Origin of the sequence: Photobacterium obscurum (assembly GCF_026191635.1) — a bacterium.
Taxonomy (GTDB): domain Bacteria; phylum Pseudomonadota; class Gammaproteobacteria; order Enterobacterales; family Vibrionaceae; genus Photobacterium; species Photobacterium obscurum.
The window spans coordinates 81,001-107,291 of record NZ_JAKRRW010000003.1 but is presented as its reverse complement, the minus strand read 5'-3'; the positions used below and the strand labels follow the sequence as shown (position 1 = coordinate 107,291).

At 50.1% G+C, this 26,291-nt stretch carries 20 protein-coding genes; 4 read left to right on the top strand and 16 right to left on the bottom strand.

The window, feature by feature from the left end:
* Window positions 1–2: 2 nt before the first annotated feature.
* From MD588_RS04615 to glyA, 10 genes are all read right to left on the bottom strand, one after another.
* On the bottom strand, window positions 3–2,096 hold the full coding sequence (locus MD588_RS04615) for a hypothetical protein (RefSeq protein ID WP_265695729.1): 2,094 nt from the start codon (window positions 2,094–2,096) through the stop codon (window positions 3–5).
* Window positions 2,097–2,544: 448 nt separating this feature from the next.
* Window positions 2,545–3,030, bottom strand: a complete 486-nt coding sequence (gene pgpA, locus MD588_RS04610) for a phosphatidylglycerophosphatase A (RefSeq protein WP_265695728.1) — start codon at window positions 3,028–3,030, stop codon at window positions 2,545–2,547.
* A 3-nt stretch (window positions 3,031–3,033) separates the two neighbouring features.
* On the bottom strand, window positions 3,034–4,008 hold the full coding sequence (gene thiL, locus MD588_RS04605; RefSeq protein WP_265695727.1) for a thiamine-phosphate kinase: 975 nt from the start codon (window positions 4,006–4,008) through the stop codon (window positions 3,034–3,036).
* Between the two features lie 59 nt (window positions 4,009–4,067).
* Window positions 4,068–4,538, bottom strand: a complete 471-nt coding sequence (nusB, locus tag MD588_RS04600; protein ID WP_265695726.1) for a transcription antitermination factor NusB — start codon at window positions 4,536–4,538, stop codon at window positions 4,068–4,070.
* Window positions 4,538–5,008 carry a 6,7-dimethyl-8-ribityllumazine synthase gene (gene ribH / locus MD588_RS04595; protein ID WP_075763709.1) on the bottom strand — a complete coding sequence of 157 codons (471 nt, stop codon included), beginning with the start codon at window positions 5,006–5,008 and terminating at the stop codon, window positions 4,538–4,540. Before ribH ends, nusB begins: the two co-directional genes overlap by 1 nt.
* A 238-nt stretch (window positions 5,009–5,246) precedes the next feature.
* Entirely contained in the window at window positions 5,247–6,350 is a 1,104-nt protein-coding gene (gene ribBA, locus MD588_RS04590; protein WP_265695725.1) for a bifunctional 3,4-dihydroxy-2-butanone-4-phosphate synthase/GTP cyclohydrolase II, read from the bottom strand.
* 23 nt (window positions 6,351–6,373) lie between these two features.
* Entirely contained in the window at window positions 6,374–7,030 is a 657-nt protein-coding gene (locus MD588_RS04585; RefSeq protein WP_265695724.1) for a riboflavin synthase, read from the bottom strand.
* A gap of 21 nt (window positions 7,031–7,051) precedes the next feature.
* A complete protein-coding gene (gene ribD / locus MD588_RS04580) occupies window positions 7,052–8,182 on the bottom strand; it encodes a bifunctional diaminohydroxyphosphoribosylaminopyrimidine deaminase/5-amino-6-(5-phosphoribosylamino)uracil reductase RibD (RefSeq protein WP_265695723.1) in 1,131 nt (376 codons plus the stop codon).
* Window positions 8,183–8,234: 52 nt separating this feature from the next.
* Entirely contained in the window at window positions 8,235–8,684 is a 450-nt protein-coding gene (gene nrdR, locus MD588_RS04575) for a transcriptional regulator NrdR (protein WP_075763701.1), read from the bottom strand.
* Window positions 8,685–8,901: 217 nt separating this feature from the next.
* Entirely contained in the window at window positions 8,902–10,155 is a 1,254-nt protein-coding gene (gene glyA, locus MD588_RS04570) for a serine hydroxymethyltransferase (RefSeq protein ID WP_265695722.1), read from the bottom strand.
* 455 nt (window positions 10,156–10,610) lie between these two features.
* Between glyA and MD588_RS04565 the strand changes: the two genes are divergently transcribed.
* Window positions 10,611–11,222, top strand: coding sequence for a YitT family protein (locus tag MD588_RS04565; protein ID WP_265695721.1), 612 nt, complete (start codon window positions 10,611–10,613; stop codon window positions 11,220–11,222).
* Window positions 11,223–11,488: 266 nt separating this feature from the next.
* Here MD588_RS04565 and glnB read toward each other — a convergent pair whose 3' ends face one another.
* The 5 genes from glnB to purL form a co-directional block, all read right to left on the bottom strand.
* The gene (gene glnB, locus MD588_RS04560) at window positions 11,489–11,827 is read right to left on the bottom strand and encodes a nitrogen regulatory protein P-II (RefSeq protein ID WP_265695720.1); all 339 of its coding nucleotides are present in this window, start codon (window positions 11,825–11,827) and stop codon (window positions 11,489–11,491) included.
* A gap of 121 nt (window positions 11,828–11,948) precedes the next feature.
* Window positions 11,949–12,356 (bottom strand): hypothetical protein, encoded by a 408-nt coding sequence (locus MD588_RS04555; protein ID WP_265695719.1) that lies wholly within the window; start codon window positions 12,354–12,356, stop codon window positions 11,949–11,951.
* A 189-nt stretch (window positions 12,357–12,545) separates the two neighbouring features.
* Complete coding sequence (locus MD588_RS04550; protein ID WP_265695718.1) at window positions 12,546–13,223, bottom strand: HAD family hydrolase; 678 nt, start codon at window positions 13,221–13,223, stop codon at window positions 12,546–12,548.
* A gap of 198 nt (window positions 13,224–13,421) precedes the next feature.
* Window positions 13,422–17,519 carry a hypothetical protein gene (locus MD588_RS04545; RefSeq protein WP_265695717.1) on the bottom strand — a complete coding sequence of 1,366 codons (4,098 nt, stop codon included), beginning with the start codon at window positions 17,517–17,519 and terminating at the stop codon, window positions 13,422–13,424.
* 420 nt (window positions 17,520–17,939) lie between these two features.
* Window positions 17,940–21,845 carry a phosphoribosylformylglycinamidine synthase gene (gene purL / locus MD588_RS04540; RefSeq protein ID WP_265695716.1) on the bottom strand — a complete coding sequence of 1,302 codons (3,906 nt, stop codon included), beginning with the start codon at window positions 21,843–21,845 and terminating at the stop codon, window positions 17,940–17,942.
* Window positions 21,846–22,255: 410 nt separating this feature from the next.
* Between purL and mltF the strand changes: the two genes are divergently transcribed.
* The gene (gene mltF / locus MD588_RS04535) at window positions 22,256–23,782 is read left to right on the top strand and encodes a membrane-bound lytic murein transglycosylase MltF (protein WP_265695715.1); all 1,527 of its coding nucleotides are present in this window, start codon (window positions 22,256–22,258) and stop codon (window positions 23,780–23,782) included.
* Window positions 23,783–24,012: 230 nt separating this feature from the next.
* Window positions 24,013–24,165, top strand: a complete 153-nt coding sequence (locus tag MD588_RS04530; protein WP_265696112.1) for a hypothetical protein — start codon at window positions 24,013–24,015, stop codon at window positions 24,163–24,165.
* A gap of 80 nt (window positions 24,166–24,245) precedes the next feature.
* Here the strand turns inward: MD588_RS04530 and tadA are convergent, their stop codons facing one another.
* Entirely contained in the window at window positions 24,246–24,767 is a 522-nt protein-coding gene (gene tadA, locus MD588_RS04525) for a tRNA adenosine(34) deaminase TadA (protein WP_265695714.1), read from the bottom strand.
* A gap of 353 nt (window positions 24,768–25,120) precedes the next feature.
* Here tadA and MD588_RS04520 point away from each other — a divergent pair, with 353 nt between their 5' ends.
* Window positions 25,121–26,251: an S-(hydroxymethyl)glutathione dehydrogenase/class III alcohol dehydrogenase gene (locus MD588_RS04520; protein WP_265695713.1), complete on the top strand. Its 1,131-nt coding sequence runs from the start codon at window positions 25,121–25,123 to the stop codon at window positions 26,249–26,251.
* Window positions 26,252–26,291 lie beyond the last annotated feature (40 nt).

Genomic DNA, 26,291 nt, shown 5'->3' with positions numbered 1-26,291 from the left:
ATCTAGGTTCCAGGAACCCTTTTTAACACCGCCCCTTCGTAACCCCCGAGCTCGATATATCGGATAGGCTCCCCCAATGAGCCATCATAATTCACTCTCTGATACTCGCCCGGCAAAGAAACCCTCAACGGTTTGGCCAGCAAGAACCCCTTGTTATTTCTTTCTTTGACAGCCCGATAAAGCACCAGACCTTCGCTATACAACCTTGCCATCACTCCCTCGCTGGGGAGATCGCCGAACCAGCCAGTACGATACAGCCAGAACCAGTTGGCCGGCCGAATCGGTATCCCAGAAATCGCGGATGAAGTGGATTTGACCTTGTCTCCTTTGTTCTCCCACTTCACGACTTTATAACCTTTCGGTACAGCAAGCGGTCGGCCGATATCAACTTCCAGCATTGCGGACGGCTGATATACCCAGTTTTTAGGCACGCCTTGCCGATACCAATTACGTAAGGTCGTATTGCCACTGTCGTAGATATAGCTTTGGTTCCAGCTATGGAAATAGGTATAACCCGGCAGGTTAAAAAAGTAGTAAAGCGCCAAACCCGTTTCAATATCACGCAGCCAGGCTTGCGCCGAAGATGGGGAAAGCTCGCTCCGCCCTCCTTTGACTGTAGCCATGATCAGGCTTTTATCACCGGTTTTTGCCAGGGCAAACGAATCCCAGGAACGCTGCATACGCTGCAACCCCATCGCCGGACTCAGGTAATGCTCCCTCAGCCACAGATCGATAACTTCACGCAGTTGCGGTGGCCAGACCGAGTAATGCCAAAGGTTCAGCTCTGAAATATTGGCCGCCAGCCAATGTGTATGGGTTGTCTGCTTTACCTGAAGTAAAAAACGAGCAAGCTGAAGCGCATACTCAGAGGCCGCTTCCTCTGTTCCGGCTTGTAGCGGTAGCTCGCTAATTTTTCCGCCAGAGATAACCGTAAACTGGTTTCTCCCCAATAATTTGGCCATATCATCATTGTATGCACCGCTTAAACCCTGTCGTTGCCAATCTTCGCGATACCAGCTGGCTCGCAAGTTGTTAAAGGGTTCATTGGCAAAATTAATCCGATACCAACAAGTACCCGGCCACATATGACCGGCTGGTATTAAGCGAGCCTGATGACGAAACCGCGCGCTGGCATCAGTATTTTTACGTTGTGCAAACTCCGACGGGCTAACATAACCGTCGCCGTTAACATCATTGGCAGCCTCCCAACCAGGAAACTCAAGCTGCTGGTTATCCAGTTCCAGCCAAGGGCGGATCTTCAGTGCCTTTAATCGGGTTTCATTCGGCCACTGTAGTTTGAGCATCCAGGTTTTTAACCCACCAGCCAGGCCTTTCTCACCACTGTTCAGCGTTCTCCCTTGGTACTGGGGGAAGGCGCTTATCCATGGCTTGGCCAATAGTAGCTGTCCAGTCAAACTTTTTAGCTTGGGTTCAACCTCTGCCGATTGCTCCTGGAATACTCCCGATAGTGCAGGCTCCCAGTTAACCTCGGCCTTTCGCCAACCACTGATATTACCCTGCGCGTTAGTCATATTGAGCTTTATTTGCGGGGTTACGCTGGCTTGCAACTGCAGAGCGTCAAAAGGGTAAGAGGAAAATAGAATAATCTCATCATCCGGCTGTAGAGTCAGTGGGAGGCGGGCCGTCGAAAACTGGCCATTGCGTACCAGCAGCAGGTGATAGGGCTTCCCTTTCAAGAGGTAGTCAAGGCCGGTACTCGGTTTATCAACCGCAAGCCGGGTGTCCTCGGCAAAATGCAAGAATCCATCTTCGATATCAACTCCAGCCTGGTGTGCCTGCTTACTGAGCCATGCCGTCTGTTTCCCGGGACGGCAATCAAGCTTCTGGGTATAGATATAGCCCACAGCAACAGTCTGGCGATTGATACCGGCGTCTAACATACTGCCAAACACGATATCAGCATGATGGAACTCCCACTCCTTGACGTCAGCAGCAGAATCAAAGTGAGAGGTTGCCAAAGGTTCATCCCACCAGCCCGGCAACACCCAGGCTGTGCCTGTCGAGGGATAAACCTGCGCATAAACCTGAAACGCCATTAACAAGCACGGTAGTCCTTTCACCCAACGCCACGGCATACGTCACCATCTATTCGCTCTATCAGTCTAATAAAGACTAGACGAACAAAGCCAAGACGAACAAACCTAGCACGTTGATTTTTCCAAACTAATACCAATTCCATTAATTATCTAACCATTCAGAACACCACTGGAAGTCAAGTTCAAGGATAGTGATTGATAGAAGAGTGGTTCTCTTTTGAAATCGCTAGACACAGAAATGGGCTTCCAGTGGCGTTCCCTTTGGGCGAGTTTAAAATCCTTTTATACGACGTTAATAAATTTCAATTTAGAGCCACTAGATTTTTAATTTATCGCCTTGTCTAAAAGGGTTTTAACTCTCACTGAATTGATCAGATAATTAGTGGATTTGGTATTAACCAGGCAGCCGGCGCAGTAGAATTTCATTGCAAATATAACAAAGCCGCGCAATAGCGCGGCTTTTCATCAGGCAGACAGAACTTGCACGTTACCAACCCAGCCAGTAGCCTACGCCCCACAGCGCAATCATCGCCATAAAGCCAGCCAGAATATCATCGATCATGATCCCCAGTCCGCCGTGAACATGCTTGTCGAGCCAGCTAATCGGCCACGGCTTCACCATGTCAAAAAAGCGGAACAGGATAAATCCGGCCAATACCCACTCCCAGCTCGCCACAGGAGCTATGGCCATGGTGATCCAGAAACCTACAAACTCGTCCCAGACAATGCTGCCATGGTCATGCACGCCCATATCATCGGACGTTTTCTGGCAAATTGTGATCCCAACCAGTGCGGCAACCAGGGTAATAGCCAAGTATGCGGCAAACGGAAGCTGAACCATCAACAGATAGAATGGAATCGCAGCAACAGTTCCCATGGTTCCGGGAATAATAGGTGACAGACCGCTACCGAAGCCCGTCGCCAGCAAGTGCCAAGGATTTTTTAGGTTAATATTATCTTTTGGATTTCCCACTTATTACTCCGCAAAATGATCGTAGCCGTGTAACTGCCAGTCAAGCGGCTGGTCGTCTCTGACCAGCTGAATGCCCGCACCCGAACGCAGTTGACCAATGCAAGTAGCTTTTACGCCACAGTGTGCCAGCGTCGTATCAATCGCCCCTCGATTCTGCTCAGGAACCGTAAAGCATAATTCATACTCCTCGCCGCTGATCAACGCCAGCCTGCGTGCCTTATCTTCATCCGCCTCAAAACGGCAAAGCTCCGGGGACAACGGTAACTTATCAACCTCAATAACAGCAGCCAACCCAGAACGTTTCAGGATATGCCCGAGATCTGAGATAAGGCCATCAGAAATGTCTAATGCTGCAGAAGCGATACCCCGCAAAGCCTGGCCGGCGAGGATCCTTGGCTGGGCTTTATAATGGCGCTCAAGCAACGTTGCCTGCAACTGCTCATCACTGACTGTTTTCTCTCCGAGCAGCAAGGCAAGGCCTGCTGCACTGTCGCCGAGGTTACCAGTCACATATACCCAATCACCGGCTCCTGCACCACTTCGGGTGAGCGCCTTCCCCTGCGGGACAAAGCCGTGGACGGTAATAGTAATACTCAATGGCCCTTTGGTGGTGTCTCCCCCAACCAACTGAACATTATAGTAATCTGCCAAAGCAAAAAAGCCCTGACAAAACTGGCGCAGCCACTCTTCATCTGGCGAGGGCAAGGTTAGCGCCAGCGAAACCCAGGCAGGTGTCGCTCCCATAGCCGCCAAATCACTGAGATTCGAAGCCAGAGCCTTGTGGGCAACCAATGCTGGATCGGCATCAGCCAAAAAATGGGTTCCCGCTACTAATGAATCAGTACTGACCGCCAGTTGGCTGCCAGCCGGCACATCTAGCAGGGCACAATCATCACCGATAGACAGAGCCACATCACGGCGATTTACATTCTGGTGCTCAAAGTAGCGAGCAATGAGGTCAAATTCGTTACTAGCCATAGTATTTTCTTAAGACAGAAAAAAGGCCAGCTAAGCTGGCCCTTTGGAATCGTATTCGATTACTTCTTATTGCGAAGTGTTGGTGCAGCTTTATCCAGCACACCGTTCACAAATTTGTGGCTGTCCTCAGCACCGAAGGCTTTCGCCAGCTCGATTGCTTCGTTGATAACCACTTTGTATGGTACGTCATCACGCTTAGTCATCTCGTACATAGCAAGACGAAGCAGCGCTAGTTCCATCTGATCCAGATCCTGTAGCGGACGCGACAGGTAAGGACGCATCTTGCTGTCCAGTTCCTGGTGGTTCAGAACCACGCCAGTGAACAGATCACGGAAGTAAGCAACGTCTGTATGCGGTGCTGCTAGCTCAGGCGCGTCAGCCTGATGATCTTCTTCTTCAAATTTTTCGCCTGAAAGGAAGTGCTGCTCGATATCGGCAACATTACCTTTCGTGATTTGCCAAGAATAAATAGCTTGGATAGCAAACTGACGTGCATTTCGACGTGCGGCTGGTTTCACAATAACCCCCATTAGGATTCGATTTGGGACAGGACATTAACCATTTCAAGCGCGCTTAGTGCAGCCTCTGCCCCTTTATTACCAGCCTTGGTACCGGCACGCTCAATGGCTTGTTCGATTGAATCTACAGTCAGAACACCGAACGCAACAGGAGTGTTAAACTCAAGCGCGATCTGTGCCAGACCTTTATTACACTCACCGGCAACATAATCGAAGTGTGGAGTACCACCACGGATCACAGAGCCTAGCGCGACGATAGCGTCATAACGATCGCTCTTAGCAACCTGCTGAGCAACCAACGGAAGCTCGTATGCACCTGGGCAACGAACAACAGTGATATTGTCATCGCTTACCTGACCTTGACGTTTCAGTGCGTCTAACGCGCCTGAAAGCAAGCTTTCATTGATAAAGCTGTTGAAGCGTGCGATTACGATAGCAACTTTTGCGTTTGGTGCCGCGATGGCGCCTTCAATTACCTTCATGGGCCTTCCTGTGACTATGTCTTTTCCGGTTTGAGAAACCGCGGGAGTCTACCACACTTTAAAAGTTATACCAATTCGCTTCTCACCCAGACTTCACCTGAGGATGCAAACTGCCAAACCAGCGTAAGCAGACCGTGTTTCCCACCCGTATATTTGTAAAATATCTCTAGCTCCACGAATGCCGGAGCCAGAGGGAAAATGGCAGACAGGCGAGTACCTCGCCTGCCGGCAAATTGGTTTATTCGCAGATATACTCTACGACTTCAAGGCCAAAGCCCGACAGCGAATGATAACGCTGGCTGCTTGATGACAGCAGACGCATTTTGGATACGCCGAGATCTGAAAGGATCTGAGAACCAATCCCAACCTGACGAGACTGATCCTTCGGATTCAGTTTCACCAGAGGCTTGCCCTCTTTTTCTGCCGCAAGATGCTGCACCTTGGAGATCACTGCGTCTTGGCTTTCCTGCTTGCTCAATACCACCAGTACGCCACCTTCATCGGCAATACGCTTCATCGCCGCAGGTAGCGTCCACTGGGAAGCACCGGAATGAAGAATATCCTTAAAGGTATCTTGAAGATGGACACGAACAACCGTCGGCTGTTCAGCCGTCACATCGCCGTTACGCAGCGCATAGTGGATTTCGTTATCAATGGTATCGCGGTAAGTGATCATATCAAACTCACCGAACTCCGTTGGCAGGCGGCACTCGGCAATACGCTCGATGGTGGTTTCGTTATTGTTACGGTATTCAATAAGATCAGCAATGGTACCCAGCTTCAGGCCGTGTTTCTCGGCAAACACTTCCAAATCCGGACGACGTGCCATGGTGCCGTCTTCATTCAGGATCTCAACGATAACGCTTGACGGCTCAAGACCTGCCAGGCGTGCAATATCACATCCAGCTTCGGTATGACCAGCGCGTGCAAGTACTCCGCCTTCCTGTGCCATCAACGGGAAGATATGCCCCGGCATCACAATGTCAGCGGCGCTTGCATCTTGTGCCACGGCGGCCTGAACGGTACGGGCGCGGTCTGCCGCCGAGATCCCTGTCGTCACGCCCTGAGCCGCTTCGATCGAAATGGTAAAGTTGGTACTGAACTGCTCGGTATTATCCTGCACCATCAACGGTAGGTTAAGCTGCTTGCAACGAGCCTGAGTTAACGTCAGGCAAATTAAGCCTCGGCCGTTGGTGGCCATAAAATTGATTGCTTCAGGAGTGATCTTTTCAGAGGCAATAATCAGATCGCCTTCATTTTCACGATCTTCATCATCCATCAGGATGACCATTTTGCCCTGCTGGATGTCTTCGATGATCTCTTTTGCACTGCTTAACGCCATAACAATACCCTTATTCTAACTCTTTATCCTAAGAACCCGGTTTTTGCCAGCAAGTCCATGGTGACTTCTGATTTCTTCTCTGCGGCCTTTTCACCTAGCATCAAACGCTCAAGGTAACGGGCTATCACATCGACTTCGAGGTTAACTTTGCGACCCGCTTTAAACGACTCCATGGTGGTTTCTGCCGCGGTATGCGGCACAATCGTCAGCTTGAACTCGTTGCCACGAATGGCATTGACGGTCAGGCTGATACCATCAACAGAGACTGAGCCTTTTTCAGAAATATATTTCGCCAAGTGCTCGGGCGCTTTGACCCAAAACTCAATTGCCCGCCCCGTGTGGGTACGTTCTATAATCTCGGCCACATCGTCGACATGGCCTGATACCATATGGCCACCGAAACGGGTTGTCGGCAGCATGGCTTTTTCCAGGTTAGCCTTTTGCCCTGCCTTATAGTCGGCAAAAGCAGTGCGTTTGAGAGTTTCCAGCGACAAATCGGCGACGTAACCGGTGCCGGTTAACTCAACCACCGTCAGACACACGCCATTGGTTGCAATGCTGTCACCCAATTTTACATCGGATAAATCGAGCTTGCCGGAATCTACTGTGACAGCGATATCTGCACCTTTCGGTGTCAGTGCTGTAATCGTACCTACAGCTTCAATAATGCCAGTAAACATGAATTCAAATTCCTTTGCTCGTTAAACTTGTTTGATTTGGGCGGTAATTCGGATATCCGGCCCTACCATACGGACATCGGTAATATCCAGTTCAGGCACTTGTGACATGGCCGTCAGCCCCTGTAGATCAATCAACCCGCGGCTATCGCTCCCCATCAGTTTAGGAGCTTGGTAGATAATCAGCTCGTCTACGAGTCCGGCTGACAGTAAGGCCCCCGCCAACCCGGCACCGGCCTCGACCCAAAGGTGGTTAATATCCTGCTGTGAGAGCGACGCCATCAAAGCACTCAAATCAACTTGCTTCTCATCACTTTCATCACTCGCGGGTAATAGCAATTGCGTCACGTTATCCGGCCACGCTTCCATCCCACGCTCAGTTCGAGCCAGAATAGTGTTGCCCGGCAGGTTGATTAACTGATGAGAAGGCGTAACTCGGTTCTTGCTATCAATGACGACCCGGACCGGCTGACGCAGTGACTGCTGCGGATACTCGCTCTGTACCGATTCACCGAGCTCATTCCAACGGATATTCAGCGACGGGTCATCTGCCAGCACCGTGGCACTCGTCGAAAGAATAGCACCTGACTTTGCACGGAAACGCTGAACATCTGCACGGGCCGCAGGCCCGGTGATCCACTTGCTCTCGCCATTTGACAAAGCCGTCCGGCCGTCGAGGCTAGAGGCTAATTTTAGCTGAACATATGGCAGGCCAGTCTTCATTCGTTTAATAAAGCCGGGATTCAGTGCCTGAGCATCGGCTTCTAGCAGACCGGTTTGCACCTCAATCCCCGCACTTTGCAATATCTCAATCCCACGTCCCGCGACTTTCGGGTTGGGATCAACCATTGCACACACAACCCGCGCAACGTTTGCCTTAACCAAGGCTTCTGCACACGGAGGCGTACGCCCATGGTGGGAACAGGGTTCAAGCGTCACATAGGCCGTTGCACCTTGTGCCTGAGTACCGGCAGCGCGCAATGCAAACACTTCAGCATGCGGTTGGCCAGCCTGGTAATGATAACCTTCACCCACAATATCGTCGCCGTGAGCGATGACACAGCCAACATTAGGATTCGGAGCAGTAGTAAAACGGCCACGTTTTGCCAGCTCAATGGCACGCAGCATCATGGCATGATCAATGGATGAGAACATCTGGCTTTGTATTCACTTCACAGAGTCAGTCAGAAAAAACAAACTGACTCACTTATTTTTCTAATTTGGCGATCTCTTCGCCAAATTCACGAATATCTTCAAAACTGCGATAGACAGAAGCAAAACGGATATAGGCAACCTTATCCAACTCTTTCAGCGCTTCCATCACTAAGTTACCAATCATTTCCGATGGCACTTCGCGTTCACCCGTTGCGCGGAGACGGGACTTAATGGTGTTAATCGCACGTTCAATATCATCCGCACTCACCGGGCGCTTCTCAAGCGCGCGCTGAATACCGCCACGAAGCTTATCTTCGTTGAACGGATCACGGTTGCCATTGGTTTTAATGACCCTAGGCATGACTAATTCAGCAGTTTCAAACGTCGTATAACGCTCATTACAAGCCAAACACTGACGACGACGACGGACTTGATGGCCATCTGCAACCAGACGGGAATCGATTACTTTGGTGTCATTTGCACCACAAAAAGGACAATGCATCTCGCCTCCTAATTTTCGTCGACTCAGTGTAACCCATTTCAATCCTTTATAGAGAGTTTAAGAATAGTTTTTCTTCTTAATTCTGCCCTTCAAAAACAAAACGGCACCAAAAAGGTGCCGTTTTCTCAGATCCTAGCAGCGTACTGTACTCACCGCTTAATCATATAGTCTTTCAACTCAATGCTATTTCATTCAACAGCAAAGAGATGAGGCGCAATTATGATGCGTAAACCGGTAGACGCTTACAGATCTCTAGTACCTTCGCCTTAGTCGCTTCGATCACTGCCGGGTTCTCGATATCATCAAGAATGTCACAGATCCAACCGGCTAGCTGCTTGGTATCTTCCACAGTGAAACCACGGCGAGTAATTGCCGGCGTACCGATACGGATACCAGAAGTTACAAACGGGCTGCGCGGGTCGTTCGGGACACTGTTTTTGTTCACAGTGATGTTTGCAGCGCCGAGTGCGGCATCCGCTTCTTTACCAGTGATGTTCTTGTTGATCAGGTCAACCAGGAACAGGTGGTTTTCTGTGCTGCCAGAAACAATGTTGTAACCGCGCTCTAGGAACTCACCGACCATCGCCTTGGCATTTTCAACCACGCGAGCCTGATACTCCTTGAACTCTGGCTCCATTGCCTCTTTGAATGCTACAGCCTTAGCCGCGATAACGTGCATTAGCGGGCCACCCTGGCCGCCTGGGAAGACTGCTGAATTCAGTTTCTTGTAAAGATCTTCACCTTCGCTAGACAGGATCAGACCACCACGAGGACCAGCCAGTGTCTTATGCGTCGTAGTCGTTACAACATGGGCATGCGGAACCGGGTTCGGGTAAACACCTGCTGCAATCAGACCAGCAACGTGCGCCATATCGACAAAGAAGTACGCGCCTACTTTGTCTGCGATTTCACGCATGCGCTTCCAGTCAACAACTTGAGAGTAAGCAGAGAAACCACCAATGATCATCTTTGGCTTGTGCTCAAGAGCCAATGCTTCCATCTCTTCATAATCGATCTGACCGTTCTCGTCGATACCGTATGGAATGATGTTATACAGCTTACCAGAGAAGTTTACCGGTGAGCCGTGCGTCAAGTGGCCGCCATGTGCCAGGCTCATACCCAGTACCGTATCACCGGCATTCAGTAGCGCCATATAAACAGCATTGTTCGCTTGTGAGCCAGAGTGTGGCTGAACGTTCGCGTACTCAGCACCAAAAAGCTGGCAAGCACGGTCAATCGCCAGCTGCTCAGCTTTGTCTACATACTCACAACCGCCGTAATAACGCTTACCTGGGTAACCTTCAGCATATTTATTCGTTAGCTGAGAACCTTGTGCTTCCATTACACGCGGGCTGGTGTAGTTTTCAGAAGCAATCAACTCGATGTGCTCTTCCTGACGCGCAGTTTCTTCCTGAATGGCTGCAAAAAGTTCTGCGTCATAATCGGCAATATTCATGTCGCGCTTTAGCATCTGTATCTCCTGACTCAGATTGTTCTCATACTAATTCACATAAGAACCTGACATATTCAGATCCTTGTGTGAATTGGTGGTAAACACATATTTTGGGCAAAAACGAAAAAAGCATAACGCTAGACGCCACAAGGACGCAAACGTTTTCGTCAGACCAGTATCTAACGGTGTATTTTACAGAAATTGATCTAAATCAGATAGTCCTCAAATAACTTTTTATTACCATTTCTGCATGTTTATTTTCAATGACGGCATGAATTGTTTTCATCTTGGTGGAACAATGGCCAGCAACCTAATTTAAGTCAACTCTCAGATTACAAGTTAAATTTAAAAATGTTGATTTACAACTCCGTAAACATAGGATTACACTTGGCTTTTCACTCTTTATCTACATGATTTCATTTTTGAAGGTATTCCCAATTATCATGCACGCCTCATACATAAGGAGTGCTATCTTGAGCGGTTATCATCATTCACTGAAAGAAAATATTATTGCTATTCTCACCGGTACGTTCATCGTTTCTCAAGGTGTTTTCTTTCTCCAGCAAGCTGACCTATTAACTGGCGGGACAACTGGATTAGCCCTATTGTTAAGCCAGTTTGTCGATCTTTCCTTTGGTCAGTTATATTTTCTGCTCAATACGCCGTTTTACCTTATGGCCTGGTTCCGAATGGGCAAAACCTTTGCGGTAACCAGTGTTATTTCTGGTGGCTTGGTTTCCGTCATTACCGACAACCTTCACTACGTACTTGAAATTAGTCGCCTTGAACCTCTCTACTGTGCCGTCATCGGCGGCCTGCTAATGGGACTGGGGATGCTAATTTTATTCCGCCACCAGACCAGTCTTGGCGGCTTCAACGTATTAGTCCTGTTCCTTCAGGAAAAATTTGGCCTGTCGGCCGGCAAGCTGCAAATGGGAATTGATACCTGTATTCTGGTCGCCTCTTTCTTCCTGGTGAGCCCGGCGGTACTGTTTCTGTCAGTACTTGGTGCCGTTATACTGAACCTGGTACTAGCCATGAACCACAAACCGGGACGCTACAGCGGCCAGGCAGTCACGAGCTAACCCTAGAACCTAGACACAATAAAAAAGGCTTGCCGTTCGGCAAGCCTTTTTTATTGCGAAATCTGTCGCTCAAGAACAAAGAGGGAGCGCGGAGTTTATACGCATAAATGAGCACTCCCGATGCTGTTATTGAGCGTTACGCTACTGATTAAAATCTCTTTGGCAAAGCTGTTTCATTCTATAGCAAAGAAGAAGCGCGGAGTTTATAAGCATAAATGAGCACTTCTGATGCAGCGAGAGGATGAAACAGCAAAGCAAAAGGATTTTTAGATAGCGTCTTCGTCTTCCTCGCCAGTCCTGATACGCACTACGCGCTCAACGTCGAACATGAAGATTTTACCGTCACCAATCTTACCGGTTTGAGCGGTTTCAATGATGGTGTCGATGCATTGCTCGGCCACTTCGTCTGCTACTACAATTTCCAACTTCACTTTCGGCAGGAAGTCCACCATGTATTCTGCGCCACGGTATAGCTCGGTGTGTCCTTTTTGACGACCGAAACCTTTCACTTCAGACACGGTCATTCCCGTGATGCCTACTTCTGCTAGAGCTTCACGAACATCATCAAGTTTGAATGGCTTGATAATGGCTTCAATTTTTTTCATGTTTCATCGTCCTTTGCTGAGCAGAGGTCTCTGGCGCGCCTTGGCGACACCAACGGCCTGATTAATATTAGCTGCATTATCACAGATCTAAGGCGGTAAGCTCAATGTGTAGTTACCGCTATCAATACTTTTCAGTACGTAATATGACATTAGAATCCATCATTTTGAGTAACAGAAATACAGCGTAAATCAATACACTACTGTTAATCGCGATAATCACCAAACGCCGGTACTCGGGTTCGATCAAGGACGGTATGTAAGGGATCAGGCTGAACCCGAAAAACATCGTGGCGGCCGGGATAAAAAAGTACAAAGGGATAAACCCCCACTTATCACCACGCATCAAGCCCGCAATGGCAGACAAGCCGGATAATAAGACCAGCATGGCTATAATACTTGGCACTATACCGACCTGTTTAAAGCTGAAAATAACCGCAAAGGTATCGAAGTACCTGAGCAAACATATAATAACAAGCGCTGCCAAGCCTTGGGCGGCCGTTACCATTCCGTTACGTTTGAGGTATCCCATTCTCTTCTCTCTTCCATGAAAGTAATAGTGCCAGAGGAGCCGCTTGTTCAAAAATAAACCACATAGTTTATGTGTGATTAGATTTAGACTCAACTGAAATAGCTGATAACAAATCAATGTATCTCAAGCCATTTTGATTACTGTTTTTTGACATTCCTTGTCTAAAAAGTTCAGCCTGTATTACTGGTGCTAATGATGTGTCTTCACCAGATCCACAAAACCGCTCAGCGAACGGACAACTCGCGTATTGACTTTTTGTGTCCGTCCAAAGCGGTTAAGCCAAACCGCTTTCATGCCAACATGTTGCGCGGCATGTGCATCATTTTGGGGGTGATTACCAATAAACCAGCACTCATCAGGACTGACTTTCGCCGATTGCAGTGCCGCGAGGAAAATACGCTTATCGGGCTTGGCAAAACCAGCCTGCTCGGAGGTCATCACCATACTAAAGTAGTCTCGGATCCCCGTACTGACTAACTTGGCTTCCTGCTGACAGCTAAATCCATTGGTGATCACCGCCAGCGGTGACACATTACGCAATTGCTCGAGAGCCGGTTTCACATCAGGAAACAGCCGCCAGTGCCGACGATAAATGGCATAAAACTCCGCAAACAAACGGTCAGCCTCTGCCACTGTCAGCGGTCGCTGGAACAGCTCGCTGATCCGAGCCCGGCGCTGCTCTTCAAAATTCAGTTCGCCGGCACGCCAACGCGCCCGGTGCTTGTCCGTGATCTCGCGCCAAATATCTTCTGGCTTGTCAGCATAGGGGATGATGTCATTTTGATGTCGTGCAACAAAGCTCCGGATAGCATCTTGCTCAGCACCGTCATGATCAAGCAAGGTATTATCAAGGTCGAAGAAAATCATCCAGCCCCTCCATTTTCAAACATCATACCCTCAGCTTAACCACACTTTATCCACAAAGGCGAGAATATTTAGTGAAAATAGTTAGCTGTTACAAATTTTGCCAACAGTTGTGTTTAATTTGTAAGCGCCTCTTTCCCGAGAACAAAAAAAACCGCCCGGAGGGCGGTTTGCTTGACCGTTTGAGTTACTTTTCTGCTATTACTCTGACTGATAAGTCACTTTAATGGTATCAGCAGCAATACCATAACCAGAATAGGCACCTGTAATTCTAACGGTATATTGCTTCCCCGCTTCTAACTGCGACGTAGACAGTGGAGAAAAAGCATAACTATTATTATATAAATCAGCAGTTATCGTTGCAAAAACCTGCTCACCTTGCAGCAATTGATACTGTGTTTTATCAGAGCCATAACCATGCCAATAGCCAAAACCACCAGGAGAATTGAATGTCACCTGATACAGGCCTGTTTGCGCCACTTCAAAATGCCATTCTGCAACCGCGGATGAATCAGTGTAGAACATATAGTCCTCCCCAGCCTGTCCATAATCCGAAGTTTTCAGTACTCCAGCAATAGCCTCAGAAAAGTTAACAGATCGATGATCCATTACCGTACCTGCTGGGTCAATGCTAACGCAGCTTGGAGCGACACATGTTAAATCTGGCACCATGCCATCCTTAAAGGAGGCCAAATCCGCTTCAAGCTGTTGCTTCAAGGTCTGCATCTCTGTCACCGACATCGCACCATTAGCAGCAGTCAATTTGAACTCATTCAGCGCAACTTTCAGCGCATCCACAGCCTGCTGCGAATACTGACCAGGTAGCTCGCCCACCAACACTGAACTCACAATATCTTCCGCTTTCTCAACAAGTCGTTGCAGCTCACCTGCCGCCGACATATTGGTATTGGCCGAGACATATTCAATCTTGATAGCATCGGCAATCAGCGGCCCTGTCATGCTGTATTCTGCACTGCGGTTGTGCAACGTCACTTTGTAGTCACGATTCAAGTCGTCAAAGACAAACTCACCCAGCTCGACATATTCACCGTTTGGTGCCAGCGGATAGTCAAACGGTGCCTCATAGTTTACCCCTTTGACCAGGTTAAATAGCTTATCGCCAGATTCACCGGCAGACGAGAACACGTTATATCGGGCGCCAGTTGTCGCATAGTGTGTTGTCCACCCCTGAGCAAAATCAGACGGCGTACGCATCAACACCCGATACGTGCCTGGCTTATCGACACGGAACCACCATGCGGCATGATCATCATAATCAGATGCATAGGCGTAGGTCTCTCCATGGGTATCACCAGCCCGATCACTTACAGCAGTCCAGCTTTTACCAACTCGTTCAAATGCACCGTCGTCGTTATCAATGATACATTCCTCACCCAACAGGCAAGTGACCGGCGCTCGCTTGGCCAAGGTTATCAGTGGTTGTGGGATATCCCCGTCATGCGGGTCAATTCGACTTAAGAGGCCAGCATCGTTCACCGCAACTTTCATACCGTTGTGAGTAAAGAAATCACTAACATGGCCGGTCATCTCAAGGAATAGCCCGCCCGAGCGCTTAAGCGAATCCGCCGCAAGGTGAACCAGCGGGTAGTGCTTCAGCGAAATACCTGATGATTTCAATATTGCCACGAGTTCCTGGTTATCCGCCAAGAGACGCTGAATATTCTCCAGCGCCATCACCGGCGATACATGGTTACCACGGTTAAAACGAGCAACCACCTTCAGCGGTTCGCCGGTTTCAGCACTAGCCGAAAAGCTTTGATTGACCGACTCAGCCCCTGGTTTAAGCGACTGCAGCCCCATCAGTTTAATCATCGGCTCGGTGCCAGCCAACGGAGCGGCAATACTCCCCTCTTGAGGCTCAACAGGCTTGCCATCGGCACTATTGGGGATTGTCTGATCCGGCAACGTGAACAACGGTTCACCTTCCGCGGTGTATTGCTGGTAACCATTTCCGTCAATAACCGGTGCGCCACCAACAACCTCTGCCATATAAATACCGGTATCGCCCGCTTTCAACTTGGCCGCAAAGTTCACTGGATCTACACCGTCAATCACACTCTGCAGAGTATAGAAGTAGTGTTCGAATGCCTTGGAGCCCAAATTCAGTGATTGCTTAGTACTCAGGTGCTGAAGTGCCCCCAGAATTTCTGGTCGGAAACCTGGAGAGTGCTCAAGCAATTTCGGCACTCCGCCACCTGTGGTCAACAGTGCTGCCGCCTGGATTTTTGGCAGGTTCACATTATGCTGCTGCACTTGCGGATCATTGTTCACCGCAACAAACGGCATACCCAGTACACCACCCAGCGAGTGGCCGACAAAGTACACCCGGCTAGTGTCAAAATCACCTTCACCGTCACCATCAAGATCGATATCCGCCAAACTTGCATTCAGGTTAAGCAGATCTGAAATAGCTTGATGCATACGATCACGCTGACTCAGCACATTACTGAAGTTCATAAAGGTAGAGCCCGAACTACCGAAGAGATCATTACTCTGCCAACGCATTGTCGCTAGGTGGCCTGCCGGGGTACGGGTCGCCCCAAAATGACGCTCGACGATACCGTCCATTTCATGAAGTCGGGTGTCCAGTTCATTTTTTTGCTGTTGATAAGATTCTAAGGATGGATCCAGAGCCTGTAGCTTGGCATTCGTTTCCGCACGAAGCGAGTCCATACCAAAACCGATAAACGGAGATGGAAGAGCAGCGCTGCCAACCAGCAACTGCGGCGAAATACCATGCAGCGGCAAGTCCATCGCAATCGTCGCAAAGCAGTCATTTTCTGGACGTTCCTTATCACACAGAGACGCCAGGGCCATCCCCGCTGGGAAACTGTTACTACGATCACCTAAGATACCGTGTTGAAAAATCACCACCGGCCAACCCTGCTCGGGTTTGTGCTGTGCTTCCGGCAAAGTCACCAAGAATGGTACTTTATATTCAGCCTGCTGCTCAGGATACGGAAACGCCGCTTTCGAATTATTGCTTGTCGCTGCAAGTTCCTGTGCATTAAATTTCCACTCATCATTGGAAAATTGAGCCAGTGAGGCTTGATCAATGTGGCCTTGTTGATCGAGCTCTGGCGCCGCCAGGAAGTACGGTAGGGTAATATGGCCCTGAACAAACTTAACGCTCGGGTAATCAAAACCGAAGCCATTATAAAGCAAGGTATCCAGTAGCGAGCCACTCAAGGTAAAGTCACCATATTGCTGCTTGAGCTGGTCAACTTGTTCTACTGTCATGCCAAACTGCAATGCCAGAGACTCACTGTCCAGTGCAGTAAAAATCCCCCCCAGCTGTTGCAGAAACGGATCCAGCATATCGCCAATCGTCAAATCGCGGCGAATAATGCCGACTTTGCGCGAATGAGGCATTTCATGCCCGCTCGAAACCGACGTCAAAATGGCATCAGCTTCCTGCGCAGTCATCCCTTGGTTGATCAACGCAGCCTTGGGACTGGCAAGTGCCTCAAGTTGCTCGGTTCCGGATGTCGTCGTCAAGGTAAAGGCATGGGCGATTTGTTCACCCGCTTTTTTCCTGTCGCTCGACAGATAACTTTGCTTGCCGTTGGCAGCAAAACCGCCCGCAATCGCCACCAGGGCGTCGCCAGCCATATCATGCCAACGGGAAACTACGCCCTTCAACGCGGTATCTGCTGCTAGCTCCGCGGGATGACTCAGATGGTAATAATCATCGGCTGCAACTATTGACCGCCCCTCCGTATCACGCAGGGTATTAGTCAGGATCACCAAGTACTTGGTCTTAGGTGCCAGTGGTACCAGCGGACTGATTCGCAACACACTGGCCTCACCGTCCAACGTCACGACATTGGCACGGAACTGCAGCTGCGCCAGTTTAGTCTCATCGATCAGCTTGCTGCCGTTGCCCGGATAGCGCTCCAGAGAGAAGTAGTCATTGCCGTTAGGTTTCAGCGGTAACAGGAAAATATTCTGGGTTGGGCCTGAAAATGACACACTACCAGGATCCAGCGGCTGGCTAAACGTCACGTCAAACTGCGCACTGGTCGAGAAGCCATCGCTATCCGCTATTGTTAGGCCGCGACGGCCATTGATGCTTACGACTCCGTCATCCGCGGTCTGGTAATCGATACCGCGAACAAAACGAGAGCCAAAGCGTAAGTCATTCACCAAATCCATTTGCTGACTGCGCGGCGCAAACATAACATGCGGCCGCTCTCCGGCTTGATAAGGCGCGGTATCCGCCTTGGAAGATGAGTGGTCAAAACAGCCTGTAGCAGACGCACTCAACGCCAGAATCACTAAACTACCTTTCAAAGAAAGGCGATGAGGTCGGTTTGTAGATTGAAATGAATTACCAAACACTAGACACCAATAAATCAATACAGCCACCACATCCGCACTTTTGAAATAAACAAAGTCAGCAACGGGTAAACCCTGTCACCGTCAACATCCATCAAGATTCGGCTGTGGCACTATGTAGCAAAGAAGAGAAGCAAAAGCAGACACTAATCAAGCGAAAGAATTTCAGATTCAACGCGTTAATATGATTAGCAATGAATAGTCATACAAATGTGCTTCTAACGAAAGGGGCGCGATTATACAGACTATGCCTAGCAGAGAGGTCGGAGGTGCATATTGAAATGGTGAATAAAAAAGCAGTCACATATAAACAAAAAGACATCGGGCAAAAAAGCTGCCCGATGCCTGTTTTTGCGTCAATTACCCAATATTCACGCGGGCATTGCGGAACATACGCATCCACGGACTGTTCTCATTCCAGTCATCCGGATGCCAAGAGTTTGCCACGGTGCGGAACACACGCTCAGGGTGAGGCATCATGATCGTTACGCGGCCGTCTTGCGTTGTCAGACCGGTAATGCCGTTTGGCGAACCGTTCGGGTTGGCCGGATAGTTCTGGGTCACATTACCGTAGTTATCTAGGTAACGCAGCGCAACCGTACCCGACTGCTCAATCGCATTGAGATGCTCGCCATTACGTACCTCGACACGACCTTCACCGTGGGAAACCGCAATTGGCATCCGAGAACCTGCCATGCCGTTGAAGAATAGCGAGTCGCTCTGCTGAACCTCAACCAAGCTAAAGCGGGCCTCGAAGCGCTCCGATTCGTTACGCACAAAGCGAGGCCACAGCTCTGCGCCCGGGATCAAGTCACGCAAGTTCGACATCATCTGACAGCCGTTACACACACCCAATGCAAAAGTGTCGTTACGTTTAAAGAATGCTTCGAACTGATCGCGGGCCATGTTGTTGAACAACACTGACTTCGCCCAGCCTTCACCCGCACCAAGTACGTCGCCGTACGAGAAACCACCGCAGGCAACCAGGCCGTTGAAACCGTCTAGCTTCACATTGCCAGACAGAATATCACTCATGTGGACATCTTTTGCATCAAAGCCAGCGCGATCGAACGCTGCCGCCATTTCAACGTGGGAGTTCACACCCTGCTCACGTAAGATAGCCATTTGCGGCTTAGCGCCGGTCGAGATGAATGGCGCCGCCACATCTTCGTTGATGTCAAAACTTAACTGAGTGTTAAGGCCTGGATCCTGGTTGTCTTTCTTGGCTTCAAACTCCTGCAGGGCGCCTGCCGGGTTATCACGCATCGCCTGCATCTGATAAGTCGTCTCCGCCCAGATAGCACGCAGCTCGGTACGGTTTTGCTCCAAGACACGGTCGTTACCATTCCAGATACGTACCACGTCCTCATCAACCACAGTACCAATAATATGGCTGCATGATTCTAAACCGTTCGCCGCAAGGACCGATTGCACGTCATCCAAGTCTTCGGTACGCACCTGCAACACCGCCCCCAACTCTTCGTTGAACAGTGTTGCCAGTACATCATCACACTCGTCATTTGCGGTGGTATTGATATCAACTTCAATCCCCGTATGACCAGCAAACGCCATCTCAGCCAGTGTCACATACAGGCCGCCATCACCACGGTCATGGTAAGCCAGCACTTGCTTGTCACGTACCAGCTTTTGCACCGCGTTAAAGAAACCTTTCAGCAGCTCAGGGCTGTCGACATCAGCCGGCTTGTCACCCAGCTGCTTATAAACTTGCGCCAGCGCTGTCGCACCCAGGCGGTTCTTACCACAGCCCAGGTCAATCAGTACCAGGCTTGAGTCACCCTGGTCGGTACGTAGCTGAGGCGTCACGGTTTTGCGGACATCCTCGACGCGACCGAAAGCAGTAATGATCAGCGACAGTGGCGAAGTCACTTCTTTCTGCTCGCCATCTTGCTCCCACTTGGTCTTCATCGACATCGAGTCTTTCCCCACCGGGATCGTCAGGCCAAGGGCAGGACACAACTCTTCACCCACCGCCTTAACGGCTTCGTACAGACCGGCGTCTTCACCTGGGTGACCGGCCGGCGACATCCAGTTTGCCGACAGGTTAATGCGTTTCATGTCTCCAATATCGGCGCTGGCAATATTGGTAATAGCTTCACCGACAGCCAGGCGTGCCGAGGCGCCAAAATCAAGCAGGGCAACCGGCGTACGTTCACCCATCGACATTGCCTCACCATGATAAGTATCATAGCTTGCCGCGGTGACGGCGCAGTTGGCCACCGGCACCTGCCAAGGCCCCACCATCTGATCGCGAGCCACCAAACCGGTTACGGTGCGGTCGCCAATGGTGATCAGGAAGGTTTTCTCGGCAACCGCCGGCAGACGAAGGACACGGTGTGTCGCCTCTTCCAGCTCGATGCCGCAGCGGTCAAGCGCCTGCCCTTCCGCTTTCTGCGTGGTCACATCACGGTGCATCTTCGGCGGCTTGCCAAGCAGGATATCCATTGGCATATCAATTGGCGTATTGTCGAAATGGCTGTCTTCCAGCGTCAGATGGCGCTCTTCCGTGGCTTCGCCCACCACCGCATACGGTGCACGCTCACGCTTACAGATTGCATCGAAGGCCGGCATATTTTCCGGCGCGACCGCCATCACATAGCGCTCCTGCGACTCATTACACCAGATTTCTAGCGGGCTCATACCCGGCTCATCGTTTGGTACATCGCGTAGCTGGAATTTACCGCCACGCTCGCCATCATCGACCAGCTCAGGCAGTGCATTGGAAATACCGCCCGCACCGACATCGTGGATAAAGGCAATCGGGTTGTTCTCGCCCATCTGCCAACAGCGGTCGATCACTTCCTGGCAACGGCGCTCCATTTCTGGGTTTTCACGCTGTACCGAGGCAAAATCCAAGTCTTCAGCCGACTGGCCGGACGCCATTGACGACGCCGCCCCCCCTCCGAGGCCGATATTCATCGCCGGGCCACCCAATACAATTAGCTTGGCGCCGACCGGGATCTCTTTCTTCTGGACATGCTCACCGCGGATGTTACCCATACCACCGGCGATCATAATTGGCTTGTGGTAACCACGGATCTCTTCGCCGTTGTGTGAACTGACTTTTTCTTCGTAGGTACGGAAGTAGCCAAGCAGGTTCGGACGACCAAATTCATTATTGAATGCCGCACCGCCCAATGGGCCTTCCAGCATAATATCTAGCGCGTTGACGATACGGTCCGGCTTGCCGAAGTCCGTTTCCCATGGCTGCTCGAAGCCCGGTACACGCAGGTTTGAAACCGTGAAGCCGACCAGGCCAGCCTTTGGCTTACCGCCAATACCGGTTGCCCCTTCATCGCGAATTTCACCGCCCGAGCCTGTTGAGGCTCCCGGCCATGGCGAGATTGCCGTCGGGTGGTTGTGGGTTTCTACCTTCATCAGGATATGGGCATCTTCCTGGTGGTAGTTGTACTGACGGGAATCTGGGTTCGGGAAGAAACGGCCAACTTTTGAACCTTCCATCACCGCGGCGTTATCTTTATAGGCAGAAAGGACGTAGTCGTGGTTCTTCTCGTAGGTATTCTTGATCATCTTGAACAGCGACTTCTTCTGATCGACACCGTCAATCGTCCAGTCCGCGTTAAAGATTTTATGGCGACAATGCTCGGAGTTTGCCTGGGCGAACATCATCAGCTCTATATCATTCGGGTTGCGCCCCAGCTTAGTGAAGTTATCAACCAGATAGTCAATTTCATCTTCAGCCAGCGCCAAACCAAGATTAACGTTGGCTTCTTCAAGTGCCTTGCGGCCACCAGCCAGAATATCAACACTCTGAACCGGTGCCGGCTCAGCCTGGGCAAACAGCGCGCTGGCGGCTTCCAGCTCAGTAAAGACCACTTCCATCATACGGTCGTGGATGAGGCTTTTTAGTGCAGCGAGCTGATCAGCGCTTAGCTCTGCTATCGTCTCAACATAGTATGCCGTACCTCGCTCAAGGCGCTTAACCTGAGCCAACCCACAGTTGTGGGCGATATCAGTCGATTTTGATGACCATGGAGAGATAGTTCCCGGACGAGGGGTAACCAGTAGCAGGGTGCCTGTCGGCTCATGCTCAGCAATCGTCGGACCGTAGGTTAGCAGGCTTGCCAGCTTGCTTTGCTCATCAGCATTTAGGGGAGCCGATACATCAGCGAAATGCATAAACTCAGCGTAAATGCCTGACACAGGCAGATCTAACTCGCGGCAACGCTCTAGTAGCTTGTTAACGCGAAACTCAGACAGTGCGGGTGAACCACGCAAAATTTCCATGTGCGTACGTCTCTCGATTAGCAGTTGAATGAAGGTGATATTGGCCTAACACCCAGTTCTATCACTGGGCTAATTACGTCAATGCCACCTTTTTCACCAAATAGATCTGATAAAACCGAAGCGAGTAACTCACGATGGAGCGTAGTATAAGGGAATTTTTTTTGTGACGTAACACCCGACGCAACCGTTTGCGTGTTTTTTTTTCATTCAAGCGAAAAAAGTGCTGTTTTCTTCATTCATGGCTATCATTAACCACCATCACTGCACTGAACCGGCTCATAACGAGCAGATAAACCATCAGCCTTTTTATGTCTATCAACCGAAAATTCCTAAGATCAAACGGTTGTGTGACTTTGCTGATATCCCGAGCTTTGGTATAAAGAACACCTAATTATAATGATGAGCATATATTGTTGAGCAATATTCGATTAACCACGAACCTCAGGTATGTCTTTACCATCTTGCTGAGTTTACTGCTACTTAGCGGATGTAAGTGGCAGGAAGACACACGCAGTGATCTGGAGAAGGTTCGCGAAAATGGCGTACTCCGTATCGGCACGCTAAACAACCAACTGTCTTATTATATCGGCAGTGATGGTCCTACCGGCCTTGACTACGAGCTGGCCCAGCGTTTTGCGGCCAAGCTTGGTGTTAAGCTGGAAATGCAGCCGATGTTCACCCTGTCAGGCCTATTTCCGGCCCTGAAGCGCGGTGACGTCGACATGATTGCAGCAGGGCTGACCATGACCAAAGATCGCCTGGCGGCATTTCGGGCTGCACCGGCCTATTACTACGCCAGTCAGATCGTCGTGTATAAAAAAGGTCAGTGGCGCCCGCGAGATACCGAAGATCTCGCCCGAAACAAAGGGGCACTCACCGTTGTTAAAGGCTCCAGCCATGAAAAGAGCCTTATCTCGCTGCAAGAGACCTACCCAACCCTGAAGTGGAAAGCGGTAGAAGAGACCGACAGCGATGAGTTGCTCCGTATGGTCGCCAAAGGCGAGCTGGATTACACGGTTGCCGATTCTGTCGATGTCGCCCTCAACCAGCGCATTCATCCCGATATTACAATTGCCCTTGAGCTGACGGAAGATGAACCTATTGCCTGGTTTGTCAACCAGACGGCTGATGACAGCCTATATGCGCTATTGATCGAGTTTTTTGGCGAGATTCAGCAAAATGGTGAACTTGCCAAACTGGAAGAAAAATATTTCGGCCATGTCGATAAGTTTGACTATGTCGATACCCGTGCCTTCCTTCGGGCAATCGAAAAGAAACTACCTCGCTGGGAGTCTCTGTTTAAGAAGTATGCTGATGAGTTCGACTGGCGCCTGATTGCCGCCCTGTCCTACCAGGAGTCGCACTGGAATCCTCGGGCAGTATCGCCAACCGGTGTCCGTGGCATGATGATGCTAACGCTCCCGACAGCGAAATCAGTTGGTGTGAATAACCGCCTTGATCCGGAACAAAGCATCCGCGGCGGGACTCAATATTTGCGTAAGATGATCAAGCGGATCCCCGATAGCATCGAGACCCACGAGAAAGTCTGGTTTGCCCTTGCCTCCTACAATGTTGGTTTCGGCCACTTGATGGATGCCCGTCGCCTGACCAAAAAGCAAGGCGGTAACCCAGATGCCTGGAGCGATGTCAAACAGCGCCTGCCTCTGCTTCGCGAGCGGAAATACTACAAGCAGACCCGCTACGGCTATGCCCGTGGCGATGAGGCGCTAAATTATGTCGAAAATATCCGCCGTTACTACCAGAGTATCATTGGCTATGAGCAGGCACACAATCAGCACCCTCAACAGCAGGATATCGCTGTTATTGATGGCCTGCACACGATCACACCGCCGCCTGTCACCGCTGACGCCCCCCTTCCGTCGGCAGAAAACGAGACGGCCAGCAATGCAATCTCGACCAAGACAGTAAGCAACTAAATCGTCTATATCCCACTCCCAATAGCCCTGCACATGCAGGGCTATTGCATATCTGAAGGTAAATCACACTCACACCCCGGATATTTGTAATGGCATATCGCAATATGCGACTGGGCTCATTCCTATTGTGCCGCAATTAGGTAACAATCAAGTCATAGCCTGTGCCTTGATCAAGGTACAATACCGTTATTGATTAGTTCACCAGTAGCATTGCATATAAGGGAGGAACGATGAGATTCTCAAGACAAAAGAAAGCGATCAAAAGCATTAAGCAACGAATGACATCGATCGCGACCCGACGTAAGCGCTTAAACGCCAATCTTCGAAAAAAGATCCTGTGGCGCCAGCGCAGCTATATTGTTGCAGCCAATATTGTCAGTTAATACATACAGGTATCAAAAGCAAAGCCCGACGATTGATATCGTCGGGCTTTTGTCTTCTTTCACTATTATCCCGATTGGTCTTACGCTTTACTTGACTCATCAGCCAATGCCGCTTGGCGTGCTTTTTTCTCGGCTTTCTTCTCCGCCCGGCGACGCTTGAAGAAGGCCTGCAATTGCGCCCGACACTCATCTGCCAGCAAACCTGACTCGCAAGCAACATGGTGGTTGACCTGATCGTAGCTCAGCAGGTTCATGATACTGCCTGCTGCACCGGTCTTCAGATCACATGCCCCGTAAATCACTTTACCAACACGGCTGTGCACCATTGCCCCGGCACACATCGGGCAGGGCTCAAGGGTGACGTACAGAGTAGCATCCAGCAAGCGATAGTTTTGGATCACCTTGCCAGCCTGGCGGAGAGCCATAATCTCCGCATGGGCTGTTGCATCATGCTGGCCAATCGAACGATTCCACCCTTCCCCGATTACCTGACCGTTATACACCACCACCGCACCGACAGGCACTTCACCCTCTTCCTCGGCTTTGGCTGCCAGTTCAATCGCCCGGCGCATAAACAGTTCATCTTGGCTCTGATCGGTCACGTGGTTTCTCAAATCATGATTTCGTAATTAGGAGGCGCATTATAATGCCAACCTCGCCTGGCTCCAACCGGTTCAGAGTTGGCGGCATCGGCTACCTGCCAGATCAGTAGCTTACTATCCAGTCCCCTCACCTTATTATTACCATATAGTAAAAGTTATTTGCACTGCAGGGTAATTATCAAGTACATCGAAATAAATATAATACTCGCCATCACAACGACAACGCCACGAAGACAAGACGCTGTCGATGACATAACTCGAATACAGAGCAACCAACTCAGTGAGCCATATTTCCGAAGCTTGCGGTTAGGCAAAGCTCTGTAGGTATTAAATTAAAGATAAGAGAGAACAGAATGTCTGAGCAATTTATCAAATCCAAAGCTGCTGTTGCCTGGGGTCCAAACCAGCCCCTATCGATTGAAGAAGTCGATGTCATGCTTCCGAAAGCTGGCGAAGTACTGGTACGCATCGTTGCAACCGGTGTTTGTCACACTGATGCTTTCACCCTTTCCGGTGAGGATCCTGAAGGCATTTTCCCATCAATCCTAGGCCACGAAGGCGGCGGTATCGTTGAACAAGTGGGTGAAGGCGTTACCAGTGTCCAAGTTGGTGATCACGTTATTCCACTTTATACCGCAGAATGTGGCGAGTGTAAGTTCTGTAAGTCAGGCAAGACTAACCTGTGCCAGGCCGTTCGTGAAACTCAGGGCAAAGGTCTGATGCCTGACGGTACAACCCGTTTCTATAAAGATGGCCAGCCTATCTACCATTACATGGGCTGCTCAACATTTTCTGAGTACACTGTACTACCAGAGATTTCACTGGCAAAAGTGAACAAAGAAGCGCCGCTAGAAGAAGTCTGCCTACTAGGCTGTGGGGTAACTACCGGCATGGGTGCCGTGCTTAACACAGCTAAAGTTGAGAAAGGCGACACAGTGGCAATCTTCGGCCTAGGCGGTATCGGTCTGTCAGCGATCATCGGTGCGACAATGGCAGGTGCAAGCCGTATCATCGGTGTCGATATCAATGAAAGCAAGTACGAGCTGGCGAAAAAGCTTGGGGCGACTGACTGTATCAATCCAAACGACTACGACAAGCCGATTCAGGAAGTGATCGTTGAAATGACTGACGGCGGCGTGGATTACTCTTTCGAGTGTATCGGTAACGTCAACGTCATGCGCTCGGCACTAGAATGTTGTCATAAAGGCTGGGGCGAGTCTGTGATCATCGGTGTTGCCGGTGCCGGACAGGAAATCTCTACCCGTCCGTTCCAGCTAGTGACCGGTCGTGTATGGCGTGGTTCTGCATTTGGTGGTGTTAAAGGCCGCTCTGAACTACCAGAAATCGTTGAGCGTTACATGGCAGGCGAGTTCGCGCTGGATGATTTCATTACCCACACCATGGGCCTTGAAGATCTGAACCACGCCTTTGACCTGATGCATGAAGGCAAGAGTATCCGTACGGTTATTCACCTAGATAAATAATCTGATACCGACACAAGCTATCGGCGTCATTGATAAGCGC

What these genes read in the sequence shown, in the direction of transcription:
- MD588_RS04615 (WP_265695729.1), bottom strand. Translation starts at nt 2,096, where the DNA reads ATGCCGTGGCGTTGGGTGAAAGGACTACCGTGCTTGTTAATGGCGTTT.
- thiL (WP_265695727.1), bottom strand. Translation starts at nt 4,008, where the DNA reads ATGGCTAGTAACGAATTTGACCTCATTGCTCGCTACTTTGAGCACCAG.
- nusB (WP_265695726.1), bottom strand. Translation starts at nt 4,538, where the DNA reads ATGGGGGTTATTGTGAAACCAGCCGCACGTCGAAATGCACGTCAGTTT.
- ribH (WP_075763709.1), bottom strand. Translation starts at nt 5,008, where the DNA reads ATGAAGGTAATTGAAGGCGCCATCGCGGCACCAAACGCAAAAGTTGCT.
- ribBA (WP_265695725.1), bottom strand. Translation starts at nt 6,350, where the DNA reads ATGGCGTTAAGCAGTGCAAAAGAGATCATCGAAGACATCCAGCAGGGC.
- MD588_RS04585 (WP_265695724.1), bottom strand. Translation starts at nt 7,030, where the DNA reads ATGTTTACTGGCATTATTGAAGCTGTAGGTACGATTACAGCACTGACA.
- ribD (WP_265695723.1), bottom strand. Translation starts at nt 8,182, where the DNA reads ATGTTCTCATCCATTGATCATGCCATGATGCTGCGTGCCATTGAGCTG.
- nrdR (WP_075763701.1), bottom strand. Translation starts at nt 8,684, where the DNA reads ATGCATTGTCCTTTTTGTGGTGCAAATGACACCAAAGTAATCGATTCC.
- glyA (WP_265695722.1), bottom strand. Translation starts at nt 10,155, where the DNA reads ATGCTAAAGCGCGACATGAATATTGCCGATTATGACGCAGAACTTTTT.
- glnB (WP_265695720.1), bottom strand. Translation starts at nt 11,827, where the DNA reads ATGAAAAAAATTGAAGCCATTATCAAGCCATTCAAACTTGATGATGTT.
- MD588_RS04555 (WP_265695719.1), bottom strand. Translation starts at nt 12,356, where the DNA reads ATGGGATACCTCAAACGTAACGGAATGGTAACGGCCGCCCAAGGCTTG.
- MD588_RS04550 (WP_265695718.1), bottom strand. Translation starts at nt 13,223, where the DNA reads ATGATTTTCTTCGACCTTGATAATACCTTGCTTGATCATGACGGTGCT.
- purL (WP_265695716.1), bottom strand. Translation starts at nt 21,845, where the DNA reads ATGGAAATTTTGCGTGGTTCACCCGCACTGTCTGAGTTTCGCGTTAAC.
- MD588_RS04530 (WP_265696112.1), top strand. Translation starts at nt 24,013, where the DNA reads ATGAGATTCTCAAGACAAAAGAAAGCGATCAAAAGCATTAAGCAACGA.
- MD588_RS04520 (WP_265695713.1), top strand. Translation starts at nt 25,121, where the DNA reads ATGTCTGAGCAATTTATCAAATCCAAAGCTGCTGTTGCCTGGGGTCCA.